This is a genomic window from Aliiruegeria lutimaris (genome assembly GCF_900099935.1).
GTDB lineage: Bacteria > Pseudomonadota > Alphaproteobacteria > Rhodobacterales > Rhodobacteraceae > Tropicimonas > Tropicimonas lutimaris.
In genome coordinates this window covers 75,086-88,556 of record NZ_FNEK01000005.1, presented here as the reverse complement: position 1 = coordinate 88,556, position 13,471 = coordinate 75,086, and the positions used below count along the sequence as shown (strand labels likewise).

Here is a 13,471-nt window from a genome sequence, read left to right as displayed (position 1 = left end):
AAGGGCTCCGGTGCGTCCCGCATTCGCGGGACATGCGCGGGGCTTGAGGCGTTCCCATTTGGGAATCACGAACCGTGCGTCCCGCAGCAACCCGGAAGGATTTGCGATATGATCAAGATCACCCAAACCCGCGGACAATGGACGGCGAAGGTTTCCGGCATGGGCACCCTGCCCGTGCTCAACGCCAAGGACATGCAGGACAACCAGCTCGTCCAGAGCTGGCGGACAATTGGCGAAAAGGACACGGCTCTCGCCCAGAAGCAGTTCGACGCCGTCGTCCAGCAGCTCACCGCGGGCAACCCGGAACGCCGGATTCGCGCCGTGGTGGCCGATGCCGCCGACATTGCCAGCGGGGCCGCGCGGCAGCTTTTCGAATTCAAGCTGGCCAACATGAAGGTGCGCCGCTTCCGCAACGGGACCGCCTGTTACGATTATCAACTCACGAACGCAAGGGAACTCCCCCTCTAACCCGTTCGGAGGCCGTATTGCTGTTGGATTGATGCGTGGATCAGCCTATGAGGCTGCGTCATGGAGCCCGGTGATTTTTCCATAGCCGATATGCAGTCGCTGTCCGTCGAGGGCAGCGGATTGAGGCGCACGCCCATCGTGTCCAAACTCGCCCGGGGTCCGAATTTCGAGAACTCCTATGACTGGACAACGCTCTGGTACGATGTGTTGGCCATGGGCGATCGACTGCTCGTCGTCTGCCCGAAACTCCTGAATTTCAAGGCAATGCTCGCGGATGGCGCATTGCGGATTGATGGTCAGCCTGCGCGCATACGCAGGGTCCGCCGTTTCCGCCGCCATGACATCGTCATTCTCGACCGGCCCGAGGGGGCACAGGCGCTCTCGACCAACTCCGGCCGCTGGAGCGGGCAGAGCGGAATCAGTCCCGATGAGAGCGGGATTTTTGCCGGGCTGAACGCCTCGTTGCATATCTCGCGCAACAACCGGTTGGAATGGATTGCCGATTGGGCACGTTTCCACATCGCCGAGCACGGGCTGGAAGCCATGCTGGTGATGGACAACGCCTCGGACGAATACACGCCCCAAGCGCTGCTCGAAACGCTTGCGGGTACCGGGTTGAAACGCGCTGTCGTGCTGAAGGTCCCGCAGCGCTATGGCCCGGTGCGCTCAAAGTCCGGCGGTGGCGGGGCGAAATTCCTGCAACCGGCCATGTTCAACCTGGCACGCCTGCGCTTCCTGCGCCACGCGCGCGCGGTTCTGAACGTGGACATCGACGAGCTTGTCTGGAGCCGGGGCGGGTCGATCTTCGATGCGACCCATGCCAGCCCGCTCGGCATCGTGGCGTTCGACGGCACGTGGCGCAGCCCGCTCGCGGATGCCGAGCCACTCATCTCCCATGCCGATCACCTGCACCCCGAGGTTGGAGTCGGCCCCTGCCCGACCAAGTACTGTATTCGTCCCGACGGATGGCGGCGCTTTTTTGGCTGGGATGTTCACCGTCCCGACATGTGGCTACCGATGGGTGCGCTGAAACGCGCCGATTTTGGCTACTGGCATTGCCGGGCGATCACCATCAACTGGAAGAGCTATGACCGGCTCGTGCCGCGCATGCTGGACGAGGCCGATGACTTCACCTCCGAGACCCTCACCCGGCTGCTGCCGCGCGACTGAGCGGATCCTGTTGTCCCACCACTTGCCCCGTCACGCCGCCCGTGCGAGCGTGCCAGCGAAGAATTCGAAGGGAGGCACCTCATGCAGACGCGGAACGAGGAGACCACGGCGGTAACGCGCCGCGCCGATCACCTGCCGCAACTGGCCGGAGAGCCACGCAACCCCGGCATGGAACTCGACATGGACTGGGTGATGCGCGCGCAAGCGAACACCTCGGCCATCGAGCGTCGCGCAGCCAGCCTGCCGGGTCGCCGTTCGGTCAAGAAAGACTACCAGGCCGCCTGGTTGCTCAAGGCGATCTCGCTGATCGACCTGACGACGCTGGCAGGTGACGACACGCCCGGCCGCGTGCGCCGGCTCTGCGCCAAGGCCCGCCAGCCCGTTCGCGCGGACCTGCTGGAAGCTCTTGGCGTCGAGCGGCTGACCACCGGCGCGGTCTGCGTCTATCACGACATGGTCGAGGTGGCGGTCGAGGCGCTGGCAGGCTCCGGCATCCCGGTCGCGGCCGTCTCCACCGGTTTTCCGGCCGGCCTCTCGCCGTTTGAGTTGCGCGTTGCCGAGATTGGCGAGTCCGTGAAGGCTGGCGCAGCCGAGATCGACATCGTCATCTCCCGCCGCCACGTTCTGACCGGCAACTGGCAGGCACTCTATGACGAGATGCGCGAGTTCCGCGCCGCCTGCGGCGAGGCGTATGTGAAGGCGATCCTCGCGACCGGCGAGTTGGGGAGCCTGCGCAATGTCGCCCGCGCTTCGCTCATCTGCATGATGGGTGGCGCCGATTTCATCAAGACATCGACCGGCAAGGAGAGCGTGAACGCCACGCTCCCCGTCAGCCTCGTGATGATGCGCGCCATCCGCGACTACGAGGCGCGCACCGGCTTCAAGGTGGGCTACAAGCCCGCCGGCGGCATCTCCAAGGCCAAGGACTCGCTGGTCTATCTGTCTCTGCTGAAGGAGGAGCTGGGCAATCGCTGGCTGCAGCCGGACCTGTTCCGCTTCGGCGCCTCCTCGCTTCTGGGCGATATCGAACGGCAGATCGAACATCACGTCACCGGCGCCTATTCCGCCGCTTTCCGTCACCCGCTGGCCTGATCCGGGAGGGGCATCATGAACATTCAGGACATTTTCGACAGCATGGAATACGGACCGGCACCCGAAAGCGCCAACGAGGCGCAAGCTTGGCTCGACAGCCGCGGACGCGCCTTCGGCCATTTCATCAATGGCAGCTTCACCAAACCGGGCGCAGGTTTCGAGAGCCGCAACCCGGCCACCGGCGCGCTTCTGGCCAAGCTCACCCAGGCCAGCCAGTCGGATGTGGATGCCGCCGTCGTCGCCGCACGCACCGCGCAGCCGGGCTGGACCGGGCTTGGTGGGCACAAGCGGGCGCGTTACCTCTACGCGCTGGCGCGGCTGCTGCAGAAACACGCGCGCCTCTTTGCCGTGCTGGAGACGCTCGACAATGGCAAGCCGATCCGCGAGAGCCGGGACATAGATATCCCGCTCGCCGCGCGGCATTTCTACTACCATGCCGGCATGGCCCAGCTCATGGAGGACGGGCTGCCCGGCCGCGCGCCGCTCGGCGTTTGTGGCCAGATCATTCCGTGGAATTTCCCGCTGCTGATGCTCGCGTGGAAGATCGCGCCTGCCATCGCCATGGGCAACACGGTGGTTCTGAAACCCGCCGAGTTCACGCCGCTGACCGCGCTGCTCTTTGGCCAGATCTGCCAGGAAGCGGGCCTGCCTGCGGGCGTGGTCAATATCGTCACCGGCGACGGCGCCGTGGGCGAGATGATCGTTGCCTCGGACGTCGACAAGATCGCCTTTACCGGCTCCACCGCCGTTGGCCGCGCCATCCGGGAAGCGACCGCCGGCTCCGGCAAGTCGCTGACGCTCGAACTGGGCGGCAAGTCCCCCTATATCGTCTTCGAGGATGCCGATCTCGACAGTGCCGTGGAAGGGCTGGTCGATGCGATCTGGTTCAACCAGGGGCAGGTCTGCTGTGCGGGCTCCCGCCTGCTGGTGCAGGAGGGCATTGCCGAGCGTTTCCACGCCAAACTCAAGGCCCGGATGGATGCCTTGCGCATCGGCGATCCGCTGGACAAATGCATCGACGTCGGCTCGTTGGTGGATCCGGTGCAGCTTCAGACGGTGGCCCGCTTCGTCGAAGAAGGAGCGGGCGATGGCGAGATTTACCAGCCGGCCGTGCAAATGCCCGATGGCTGTTTCTATCCGCCGACGCTGATCACCGGGCTGGCCCCCGCCGACCGGCTGATGCAGGAAGAGATCTTCGGCCCAGTTCTCGTCTCCACCACCTTCCGCACACCTAGCGAGGCCGTCGAGATCGCCAATAACACCCGCTACGGGCTGGCGGCCTCCGTTTGGTCCGAGAACGTCAACCTCGCGCTCGACATCGCCCCCAAACTCGCCTCCGGCGTGGTCTGGGTGAACGCGACCAACCTCTTCGACGCCGCGGCCGGTTTCGGCGGCGTGCGCGAGAGCGGATTCGGCCGCGAGGGCGGCTGGGAAGGCTTGCTGGCCTATACCAGGCCGGTCAAGACGGCGCCCCGCGCGACCGCCATCGCCCCCTTTGCGGCGCCCGCCGACCCGAGCAGCGACAACCCGCTCGACCGAACCGCCAAGATGTTCGTCGGCGGCAAGCAGGCACGTCCCGACTCGGGCTATTCCCGCACCATCTGGGGGCCCAAGGGCGCGCTTCTGGGCCATGTGGGCGAGGGCAGCCGCAAGGATATCCGCAACGCCGTAGAGGCCGCCGGAAAGGCTGCTGGATGGGCCAAATCCACCGGGCACCTGCGGGCGCAGATCCTGTTCTACATCGCCGAGAATCTCTCGGCCCGCGCCGCCGAATTCGCCGCCCGGATCGACGCCATGACCGGCACGAAGACCGGCGCGGACGAGGTCGAGGCGGCCATCGACCTGCTCTTCACCAACGCGGCCTGGGCCGACAAGCTGGATGGCGCGGCCAAGGGCGTGCCCCTGCGTGGCCTCGCGGTAGCCGTCAACGAGCCGGTCGGCGTGATCGGTGCCGTCTGCCCGCCCGACCGCCCGCTGCTCGGCCTGATCGCCGCCATGGCGCCGGCGGTGGCGATGGGCAACCGCGTGGTCCTGCTGCCGTCGGAAGCCTTCCCGCTGGCCGCCACCGACTTCTATCAGGTGCTGGAGACCTCGGACGTGCCTGCGGGCGTGGTCAATATCGTTACCGGCGCGCAGGGCGCGCTTTCGGCCGATATAGCCAGCCATCTGGACGTGGACGCGGTGTGGAACCTCTCCACCGCCGATCTGGATGCTGCCATCGAGAAAGCGGCCGCGGGCAATCTCAAACGCATCTGGGCTTGCGGGCTGGACGGCGCGATGAAGGGCCGGGAGGCGCTGACGCAGGCGACCGAGATCAAGACCGTCTGGGTGCCTTACGGCGAGTAAGGCGGCTCAGAACGGAACTTCCGCGCGGAAGGTCATATACTCCCCGCCCTCGGGGTTGCGGAGTGTCAGGCTTTGCGCGTGCAACATGAGCCGGGCCACCTCCCGCGCGTCGCCCTCCGCATAGAGCGGATCGCCGAGGATCGGATGGCCAAGCGCGGCCATGTGCACGCGCAACTGGTGACTGCGCCCGGTTTCGGGCTGCAGCTCCACCCGTGTCGCTGCCGCCTCCCGCTCCAGCACCCGCCAATGCGTCCGCGCGGGCTTGCCACGTTCGAAATCCACCATTTGCTTCGGTCGGTTCGGCCAATCCGCGATCAGGGGAAGGTCGAGCAGCCCGGACTCCTTCTCCACACGCCCGACAACCCGCGCCACGTAGCGCTTGGTTGTATGCCGACGCTCGAATTGCAGTCCCAGATGCCGTTGCGCCCTCCTGTTCATGGCAAAGACCATCACGCCGGAGGTGTCCCGGTCCAAACGGTGCACCAGCAAGGTGCCGGGATAGTCACGCTCCAGCCGGGAGAGCAGGCAATCGGCCAGATGCTCCCCCTTGCCGGGAACCGAGAGCAGCCCGGGCGGCTTGTCGACCAGCAGAAGGTTCTCGTCACGGTACAGGATCGCCGGCGGGTCCTGCGGTGGGTCGTAATCGCTGCTCACGGTTTCCGCGCGCCCCCGTCTTCGCCGATCTCGAAATAGTCACCTTTGGAAGCGCAGAAGATGTGCTTCTCGACCCGAATACCGGTCGGTTCCTCCAGCGCCCCGAGCGAAAAGGACATCTCGGCCTCCCCCGCCCCATGCCAGAACAGGAAGGAGCCGCAGCGCGGACAGAAGCCGCGCGTGGCGGTGTCGCTGGCCGCGTACCACTGCACGTCGCCGCTGATCGCGAAGCTCTCGCGCGGTGCCTGCGCCGAGGCCCAGACATGCCCGCCCTGCCGCCGGCACTGACCGCAATGGCAGATGGAGCCCGCAGAGACCGGCCCGTCGATCTCGAAGCGGACATTGCCGCACAGACAGCGCCCCGCTTGCGGTTCAGCCGACATTCACGAACACCTTCTCCAGAATCCGGGCCAGCCCATCGGCATCCTCTCGCGTAAAGGCAGCGGGCTGGTCGCTGTCGATATCGAGCACCGCGATCAGCTCGCCCGCCCCGTTCCGCACCGGAAGGACGATCTCGGAGCGGGTGGAACTGGCGCAGGCGATATGGCCTGGAAAGGCGTCCACGTCATCCACGAGTTGCACCTCGCCAGTCCGCGCCGCCGCCCCGCAGACTCCGCGCGAGAACGGGATGACAAGGCAACCATGTCCACCCTGGTAAGGCCCGATCTTCAGCAGTTCGGGCGCCACGACACGGTAAAACCCGGTCCAGTCGAACCGGTCATCCGATTGATGTATCTCGCAGGCCAGCGTCGCCATCAGGGCAACGGCATCGGTCTCGCCCTCGGTCAGGGAGAGCAGGACCTTCTCCAGCGCACCGTAATCAACCGCCATTCGCTTCCTTTCCTAGGGGCGTTCCAGCGCGATCGCCGTGCCCTCGCCGCCACCGATGCAGATTGCCGCCACGCCCCGCTTCAACCCGCGCTTTTCCAGTGCGTTAAGCAGCGTCACCATGATCCGTGCACCCGAGGCCCCGATGGGATGGCCGAGCGCGCAGGCGCCACCATTCACGTTCACTTTTTCCCGTTCAATTCCCATCTCGCGCATGAACGCCATCGGCACAACGGCAAAGGCTTCGTTGACCTCCCAAAGGTCCACTTCCTCCACGCTCCAGCCGATCCTTTTCAGAAGCTTCTGCGCGGCCGGCACCGGCGCGGTGGTGAACCATCCCGGTGCCTGTGCATGGCTGGCATGGCCGAGGATGCGCGCCCGCACCGGTAGACCGCTGTCTTCCGAAGCCAACACCAACGCCGCAGCACCGTCGGAAATCGAAGAGGCATTGGCCGGCGTCACCGTTCCCCCTTCCCGGAAGGCCGGCTTCAGAAGCGGGATCTTGTCCGGGCGGGCATTGCCCGGCTGCTCGTCAATGTCGACTACCCGGTCTCCCTTGCGGCCACGGACTGTCACCGGAACGATCTCGTCTGAGAACGCGCCGGTTTTCTGGGCCTCCAGCGCGTTGGAGAGCGAGCCGAGTGCGTATTCGTCCTGCGCCTCGCGCGTGAACTGGAAACGCTCCGCGCAATCCTCGGCGAATGTCCCCATCAGTCGGCCCTTGTCATAGGCATCCTCCAGCCCATCAAGAAACATCGAATCCTGCACCTGGCCATGACCGATCCGCGCGCCGGCGCGCATCTTGGGCAGCAGGTAGGGAGCGTTGGTCATGCTCTCCATGCCGCCCGCGACGACGATTCCCGATTGTCCCAACGCGATCTGGTCGAACGCGATCATCGCCGCCTTCATACCGGAGCCGCACATCTTGTTCAGCGTTGTCGCCGGCACATCCTCGTTCAAGCCAGCGCCAAACCCCGCCTGCCGCGCTGGCGCCTGGCCCTGGCCGTGCGGCAGAACGCAGCCTATCAGCAGTTCTTCCACCTGCTGCGTGCCCGCCTGTTCCAACGCTCCCCGAATCGCCACCGCCCCGAGTTTCGGCGCGGAAAGCGAGGCGAAATCGCCCTGGAACCCCCCCATTGGCGTTCTGGCGGCGCCCGCGATGACAACCTCTTTCATGAAAATCCTCCCTGTTCCCTTCCACACGCATACCGAATGGTAAGGTTTTTGGTCCAGCCTAGATGCAGATTGAGAAACAGGAGACAGGGCATGGATTTCGAGACCGTCCGCCAGGACGATATCCTGAAGATTACCGTGCTTGCCGAACGCATTGATGCCGCCTGTGCCGTTCAGTTCAAGGATTGCATTCGGGAAATTTGTGGCAATGAACCGAAGCGAGTGGTTCTGGACCTTCAAAAGGTCGATTTCCTCGATTCCTCGGGGCTCGGCGCCGTCGTGGCCGCAATGAAATTTCTCGGCAAGGATCGCCAGTTGGAACTCGCCGGGCTTTCGGACAAGGTTTCACGCGTTTTCCGGCTGACCAGAATGGACTCGGTCTTCACGATCCACCCCACGGCAGATGCCGCGATGAGCGCCAGCGCAGCCTGATGAAAACCGACGAAACCTCTTCCAGACGGTCCGGGATTGGCAAAACCAATGCTAAGGGATCGAGTTCGAAAACACCGGAGGACTCCTTGTTGGGACATGCGGCCAACGGGGCGGTGACATCCGGCACCGATCACATGCTGAGCGAAACCGTGGACAGCACAGCCGAGGATGTCCGCAATGCGCTGATCAGGATCAACGACGAACTCAAGCGGCTCGGTGTTGCTCCTTCAGACAGGGATGCAATCGAGGTCGTCCTGGCTGAATGCATGAACAACGTGGTCGAACACGCCTATTGCGAACGTCCGGGCAGCCGGTTCGACCTCAAACTCCACCTGAGTGCCGATAACCTGTTCTGTCGTGTCGAGGATGACGGGAAACCGATGCCGGGGCTCGCCTTGCCAAGTGGGAAGTCGCACAACCTCTCCGTCGACCTCTCCGATCTCCCCGAGGGTGGATTCGGATGGTTCCTGATCAGGGAATTGACCTGCGACCTGCGATACGCTCGGGAACGCGACCGCAACAACCTGATGTTCCAGATCCCTCTCAGCCACGACGAGGGATAGCAGGGGGTTTGCCAGAAACGCGCCCTATTCATTCCACCAGCAAGACAAAAAGCATCGCCATACTGGCTTTGTAGCTGCACAAGGCTTCCCTCGGCACCGTGTTTCCAGGCCCCCACCCAGTACGCGGTGCCGAGGACCATATCTCCCCTCTGGACCTATCTTCTCCAAACGCTATGCATGGACGGCGAAGGAGAACGACATGAGAGATTTCCACAGGGCCGGCCGTTCGACCGTCCATGCCGATCGCGGCATCTGTGCAACATCGCACCCGCTGGCCGCCATGGCAGCAATCGACATTTTGAAAAAAGGCGGCAACGCGGTCGACGCGGCGATTGCCGGAGCCGTGCTTCTTGGAATTTGCGAGCCGCAAATGACCGGCATTGGTGGTGACTGTTTTGCCCTGATCAGCAATCCGGGAGACGGTCAGGTCCACGCCCTGAACGGATCGGGCCGCGCCCCCGCCGGGCTCGATGCCGAACAACTTCGCGCCGCTGGACACAGTAAAATCCCGACCGAAGGCGCACTGCCGGTTACGGTCCCCGGAGCGATCGCCGGTTTCGAGACCCTCTCCGCCCGCTTCGGCCGTCTCGGCCTCGCGGCGAGCCTCGCTCCCGCCATCGACTATGCCGAAACGGGCGTCCCGGTGGCCCCGAGGGTCGCCTTCGACTGGATGGAAGACGCCCCCCGCCTCATCGGCGACGCTCGCAAGCACTACCTGAAAAACGGTGCGCCGCTTGCGGTTGGCGACTTGTTCCGCGCCCCTGGTCAGGCCGAAGTTCTTCGTGCCATCGCCGAACATGGCGCACAGGCCTTTTATACCGGCGAAATAGCCGCCGACATGGTCGGCGCACTCCGCGCGAATGGCGGTAGCCATACCGAGGAAGACTTTGCGGCCTGCCAGGCAGATTGGACCATTCCGTTCCAAGGCCACTATCGCGGCCTGGACGTGGTCGAGCATCCCCCGAACGGTCAGGGCACCATCGCGCTGCTGATGCTACAAATGTTGGCTGAGCAAGACCTCTCCGGGCTGGATCCTTTCGGTGCCGAGCGGGTGCATCTCGAAGCGCAAATCGCGCGTCTCGCCTATGACGCGCGTGATCGCCTGCTCGCCGATCCCGACTACATGGCGGATACCTCGCGCCTGCACGACCCCGCCTTTGCCCGCGAGCTTCTCAACCAGTTGGACAGGCAAAGCGCGCCGGCGGGTATTCAAAGCCCCCGCGAAGCCGTACATCAGGACACGATCCTGATCACCGTCGTCGATCAGGACCGGATGGCGGTGTCGCTGATCTACTCGATCTTCAACGGCTTCGGCTCCGGCCTTGCCAGCCCGCGCTATGGGATCCTGCTCCAGAACCGCGGCGCCGGCTTCTCGCTCGAGCCGGGTCATCCCAACGAGGCCGGCCCCGGCAAGCGACCGATGCACACGATCATTCCAGGAATGGCCAAGCGGGACGGAAAGGTTATCATGCCATTCGGCGTCATGGGTGGACAATTCCAACCCACGGGCCACTGCCGCCTGATCAGCAACATGGTCGATTTCGGAATGGATCCGCAGGAAGCCATCGATGCTCCACGGGCCTTCGCCATCGACGGAGAACTCAGACTCGAACGTGGCTACGACGCTTCCGTTCGGACCGAACTCGAACGTCTCGGCCACCGGATCACCATACCGGCCGCAGGGCTAGGTGGCGCCCAGGCCATCGTGATCGACCCGGACACCGGCCGCCTGACCGGTGCCTCCGATCCCCGCAAGGATGGGATTGCGCTCGGATACTGAACCACAGGCGCGCGCGAACCGCGCCACTCCCAACGCTTCAAGGCGCCCGAAAGGGCGTCGCGAAGGAGCGGGAGCGCCACCGTCCGACCGACCTGTTGGATCAGTTCAACTGAAAATGCAGCGGATAGATTCCATCCTCGAATTCCCCGAACAGGTCGGGAAGATCGGGATGGTCCACTGGTTCGCCGGAATAATCCGGCACAAGATTCTGCTCCGAGACATAGGCGACGTAGTAGCTCTGATCATTCTCGGCCAGAAGGTGATAAAACGGTTGTTCCTTGGGAGGGCGCGACTCCTCGGGAATGGCATCATACCATTCCTCGGTATTGGAAAACATGGCGTCCACGTCGAACACCACGCCCCGGAAGGGATGCTTCCGGTGCCGGACAACCTGTCCAAGGTGATATTTCGCCTGACTCTTAAGCATAGTTGAAGTCCCCACCTTTCCTGCCTAAGCCGAAGGAGCGCCGGAGTCCATCCGACAGCACCGAAAACATGGGAAACAGTCTGTGAACCTTGTCCTGACAGTCCTCGAAATCGTCTCGCCAGTTTTCCTTCTCGCGGGGCTCGGAACGGCCTGGACACGGGCCGGCTGGGACTATCCCGTAGAGTTCGTGACCCGGCTTGCGATGACGCTCGCCGTGCCATGCCTGATCTTTACCGCGCTGACGAAGACAGAGGTCGACCCGGCCGCACTGGCAAGCATCTCGGTAGCAGCGGCAATCTGTTATGGCGCGGTGGCCATCACCACGGCACTTGTCGTGCATCTGCTGAGACTGGACCAGCGCAGCTATCTCGCGCCGCTGACCTTTGGAAATACCGGTAATCTCGGACTGCCACTCGCCTTGTTCGCCTTTGGCAATGAGGGCCTCGGCTATGCCGTGGTCGTTCTTGCCGTCACCACGATCGGCGTCTTTACCGTGGGAATATGGATGGTCTCGGGCGGCAGCAAGCCGGCACGCGTTCTACGCGAGCCGATGTTCATCGCCACAGTTCTCGGCGCCCTCTTCCTGTGGCAGGGCTGGCACACGCCGGAGTGGCTCACAAACGGGCTGACGCTGATCGGCCAGATGGCGATCCCTTTGATGCTGCTCACGCTCGGGGTCGCGGTCGGGCGTCTCCGCCCCAACGAATTGGGACGATCCTTCCTGCTCTCGCTGCTCAAGACGGCGATCGGAGCAGCCGCCGCCCTCGGCATCGGGCATGCCCTGGGTCTTTCCGCCGTCCCGTTGGCCGTCCTTGTCCTGCAAATGATCACGCCCGTGGCGGTAACTTCCTATCTTCTGGCGGAACGCTATGACACGGATTCCGGCGCAGCGGCCGGCCTGGTTGTCGTTTCGACCTTGCTTTCGGTCCTCGCGCTTCCGCTCGCCCTGGCCTTCCTGCTTTGAAACAAGGATGTGACCAAAGTCGCAAAGGTTGAATGTTTCCTCGCACCCCGGATTGCCCTAGACTGGACGCAATAAAAGAGCAGAACACAAATTTAAATCGGACAGGCGGATGACCAGACTTTTCTGCGCCTTTTTCATTATCGTGGCCCTGGCCGGCTGCGGAGGGGGAAAAAGTTCCCCACGAAACCTCGACAATGCCTGCAGCATCGTCGACCAGCGCCCGAAATACTTGCGAGCCATGAAGGCCACGGAACGCAAGTGGGATATTCCCGTTCCGGTGCAGATGGCTATCATTCATCAGGAGAGCAAGTTCGACGGCGATGCGCGCACACCCTACCAGTGGTCGCTCGGCGTGATCCCAATGGGACGGCAGAGCTCGGCCTATGGCTATAGCCAGGCACTCGACGGAACCTGGGACCATTATCGCGATTCCACCCGAAACCGCGGCGCGAAGCGGGACAATATCCGGGACGCGACGGATTTCATGGGCTGGTACATGAACCAGACCCGCGAAAAGCTCGGCATCTCTCTATCCGATGCCCGCAACCAGTATCTCGCCTATCACGACGGCTGGACCGGCTATCAACGCGGCAGCTACAAGTCCAAGGGCTGGCTGCTCAACGTGTCGTCCAAGGTCGGAGAGCGTGCAACGATGTATGACCGGCAACTGCGTTCCTGCGGCAAGATCTGACGAAGAAAGGCCTCGCACGGCACCAACGCGGTGCGAGGCTTCATGCCGGCATCAGCAGCTGCACAGCGCTCAGCGCCGTTCCAACTCCAGTTGGACATTGAACAGGCTGGGCTGAAGCGCAACGCCCTTGGTCAATTGCCCGAGGATCACGGTTGTTTGCTGACCACTGCCATCCGTGATCACCCATTGGCGCAACTCGATCGGGCTATCGGTGAAGACTAGCCGGATATTGCCATATTCGGGATGCTCGGGATCCTGCGCGACAACCGTTGTCTTGCTTCCGTCACTGCTGTGGCCAACCACCATGTTGCGGCGGCCCAGATTCACGGTCGATTCCAGGATCAGGTTTAGAGGGGTCTGGCTGAGCGGAAATTGCTCCGCCGAGCTGTTGGACTTCCCGTCAAAAACCGCGACCGTACCGCCGCCCGCCATTACCAGCGATTTCTCGGGCGGATTATATTCGAACCGAATGCGCCCGGGGCGCTTGATAAACAGTTTCCCGGTCGAGATCGTTCCGTCCGAGTTGATCTGCGTGAACTCCCCCGCGGCGGTCTGGAACGAGTTGAAATAGTTGGAAATGCTGTTCAAAGACAGTTTCTCGGCCGCCGCGGGACCCGCCAGCAGAACCGAAAGCGTCAGGGCAAGAAAGGCTCTTTTGATCATGCTGATTGATTATGTGCTGGAGGACGTTCTGACCAGAGCCGAATCCATCAAAGAGGCGTGACCGGCAAAGGGATGCCATCCCGCGGGCGAAACAAATCGAAAAGCTTCGCTATGGAAAACGCGTTGCTGAACGATCCTTCAAATCGTGCCTCCGGCGGGGATATTTCTCGTCAGAAGAAATTGAAGGAGGCGCTCTGTATTCTTCTGACTGAAAATATCC

Annotated in this window: 15 protein-coding genes; 9 read left to right on the top strand and 6 right to left on the bottom strand. The window is 63.2% G+C overall.

Annotation, left to right across the window (positions count from 1 at the left end):
• The first annotated feature begins 108 nt into the window (after positions 1–108).
• The 4 genes from BLR85_RS04175 to BLR85_RS04160 all read left to right on the top strand — a co-directional run bounded on the left by BLR85_RS04175 (position 109) and on the right by BLR85_RS04160 (position 5,076).
• Positions 109–468 carry a hypothetical protein gene (locus BLR85_RS04175; RefSeq protein WP_093150155.1) on the top strand — a complete coding sequence of 120 codons (360 nt, stop codon included), beginning with the start codon at positions 109–111 and terminating at the stop codon, positions 466–468.
• Positions 469–528: 60 nt separating this feature from the next.
• Positions 529–1,638 carry a hypothetical protein gene (locus tag BLR85_RS04170; RefSeq protein ID WP_093150151.1) on the top strand — a complete coding sequence of 370 codons (1,110 nt, stop codon included), beginning with the start codon at positions 529–531 and terminating at the stop codon, positions 1,636–1,638.
• A gap of 81 nt (positions 1,639–1,719) precedes the next feature.
• A complete protein-coding gene (gene deoC / locus BLR85_RS04165; protein ID WP_093150148.1) occupies positions 1,720–2,730 on the top strand; it encodes a deoxyribose-phosphate aldolase in 1,011 nt (336 codons plus the stop codon).
• A gap of 15 nt (positions 2,731–2,745) precedes the next feature.
• Positions 2,746–5,076, top strand: coding sequence for an aldehyde dehydrogenase family protein (locus tag BLR85_RS04160; RefSeq protein WP_093150145.1), 2,331 nt, complete (start codon positions 2,746–2,748; stop codon positions 5,074–5,076).
• A gap of 6 nt (positions 5,077–5,082) precedes the next feature.
• On the opposite strand, the gene BLR85_RS04155 is transcribed toward BLR85_RS04160, so the two are convergent.
• The 4 genes from BLR85_RS04155 to BLR85_RS04140 are packed head-to-tail and all read right to left on the bottom strand — an operon-like array spanning position 5,083 to position 7,734.
• Entirely contained in the window at positions 5,083–5,730 is a 648-nt protein-coding gene (locus BLR85_RS04155) for an RluA family pseudouridine synthase (RefSeq protein WP_093150142.1), read from the bottom strand.
• Complete coding sequence (locus tag BLR85_RS04150; RefSeq protein ID WP_093150138.1) at positions 5,727–6,113, bottom strand: GFA family protein; 387 nt, start codon at positions 6,111–6,113, stop codon at positions 5,727–5,729. The genes BLR85_RS04155 and BLR85_RS04150 overlap by 4 nt, the downstream gene beginning before the upstream one ends.
• The gene (locus tag BLR85_RS04145; RefSeq protein WP_093150134.1) at positions 6,103–6,561 is read right to left on the bottom strand and encodes a GAF domain-containing protein; all 459 of its coding nucleotides are present in this window, start codon (positions 6,559–6,561) and stop codon (positions 6,103–6,105) included. The genes BLR85_RS04150 and BLR85_RS04145 overlap by 11 nt, the downstream gene beginning before the upstream one ends.
• Positions 6,562–6,573: 12 nt before the next feature.
• On the bottom strand, positions 6,574–7,734 hold the full coding sequence (locus BLR85_RS04140; protein ID WP_093150131.1) for an acetyl-CoA C-acyltransferase: 1,161 nt from the start codon (positions 7,732–7,734) through the stop codon (positions 6,574–6,576).
• Positions 7,735–7,824: 90 nt separating this feature from the next.
• Between BLR85_RS04140 and BLR85_RS04135 the strand changes: the two genes are divergently transcribed.
• From BLR85_RS04135 to BLR85_RS04125, 3 genes are all read left to right on the top strand, one after another.
• On the top strand, positions 7,825–8,163 hold the full coding sequence (locus BLR85_RS04135) for an STAS domain-containing protein (RefSeq protein WP_093150127.1): 339 nt from the start codon (positions 7,825–7,827) through the stop codon (positions 8,161–8,163).
• Between the two features lie 86 nt (positions 8,164–8,249).
• Positions 8,250–8,726, top strand: a complete 477-nt coding sequence (locus BLR85_RS04130) for an ATP-binding protein (protein ID WP_170844450.1) — start codon at positions 8,250–8,252, stop codon at positions 8,724–8,726.
• 199 nt (positions 8,727–8,925) lie between these two features.
• On the top strand, positions 8,926–10,506 hold the full coding sequence (locus BLR85_RS04125) for a gamma-glutamyltransferase family protein (RefSeq protein ID WP_093150118.1): 1,581 nt from the start codon (positions 8,926–8,928) through the stop codon (positions 10,504–10,506).
• Between the two features lie 100 nt (positions 10,507–10,606).
• Here BLR85_RS04125 and hspQ read toward each other — a convergent pair whose 3' ends face one another.
• Positions 10,607–10,933 carry a heat shock protein HspQ gene (hspQ, locus tag BLR85_RS04120; RefSeq protein WP_093150114.1) on the bottom strand — a complete coding sequence of 109 codons (327 nt, stop codon included), beginning with the start codon at positions 10,931–10,933 and terminating at the stop codon, positions 10,607–10,609.
• Positions 10,934–11,015: 82 nt separating this feature from the next.
• On the opposite strand from hspQ, the gene BLR85_RS04115 reads away from it, so the two are divergent.
• Together BLR85_RS04115 and BLR85_RS04110 are read left to right on the top strand one after the other, a co-directional pair.
• On the top strand, positions 11,016–11,897 hold the full coding sequence (locus BLR85_RS04115) for an AEC family transporter (protein WP_093150110.1): 882 nt from the start codon (positions 11,016–11,018) through the stop codon (positions 11,895–11,897).
• A gap of 109 nt (positions 11,898–12,006) precedes the next feature.
• A complete protein-coding gene (locus BLR85_RS04110) occupies positions 12,007–12,588 on the top strand; it encodes a transglycosylase SLT domain-containing protein (protein WP_093150105.1) in 582 nt (193 codons plus the stop codon).
• 69 nt (positions 12,589–12,657) lie between these two features.
• Here BLR85_RS04110 and BLR85_RS04105 read toward each other — a convergent pair whose 3' ends face one another.
• On the bottom strand, positions 12,658–13,251 hold the full coding sequence (locus BLR85_RS04105) for a LolA family protein (protein ID WP_093150100.1): 594 nt from the start codon (positions 13,249–13,251) through the stop codon (positions 12,658–12,660).
• Positions 13,252–13,471 lie beyond the last annotated feature (220 nt).

Bases quoted from the DNA above. Each gene is read 5' to 3' on its own strand.
- BLR85_RS04125 (WP_093150118.1), top strand. From the start codon at position 8,926: ATGAGAGATTTCCACAGGGCCGGCCGTTCGACCGTCCATGCCGATCGC.
- BLR85_RS04145 (WP_093150134.1), bottom strand. From the start codon at position 6,561: ATGGCGGTTGATTACGGTGCGCTGGAGAAGGTCCTGCTCTCCCTGACC.
- BLR85_RS04140 (WP_093150131.1), bottom strand. From the start codon at position 7,734: ATGAAAGAGGTTGTCATCGCGGGCGCCGCCAGAACGCCAATGGGGGGG.
- BLR85_RS04170 (WP_093150151.1), top strand. From the start codon at position 529: ATGGAGCCCGGTGATTTTTCCATAGCCGATATGCAGTCGCTGTCCGTC.
- hspQ (WP_093150114.1), bottom strand. From the start codon at position 10,933: ATGCTTAAGAGTCAGGCGAAATATCACCTTGGACAGGTTGTCCGGCAC.
- BLR85_RS04135 (WP_093150127.1), top strand. From the start codon at position 7,825: ATGGATTTCGAGACCGTCCGCCAGGACGATATCCTGAAGATTACCGTG.
- BLR85_RS04160 (WP_093150145.1), top strand. From the start codon at position 2,746: ATGAACATTCAGGACATTTTCGACAGCATGGAATACGGACCGGCACCC.
- BLR85_RS04150 (WP_093150138.1), bottom strand. From the start codon at position 6,113: ATGTCGGCTGAACCGCAAGCGGGGCGCTGTCTGTGCGGCAATGTCCGC.
- BLR85_RS04105 (WP_093150100.1), bottom strand. From the start codon at position 13,251: ATGATCAAAAGAGCCTTTCTTGCCCTGACGCTTTCGGTTCTGCTGGCG.
- BLR85_RS04110 (WP_093150105.1), top strand. From the start codon at position 12,007: ATGACCAGACTTTTCTGCGCCTTTTTCATTATCGTGGCCCTGGCCGGC.
- BLR85_RS04175 (WP_093150155.1), top strand. From the start codon at position 109: ATGATCAAGATCACCCAAACCCGCGGACAATGGACGGCGAAGGTTTCC.
- deoC (WP_093150148.1), top strand. From the start codon at position 1,720: ATGCAGACGCGGAACGAGGAGACCACGGCGGTAACGCGCCGCGCCGAT.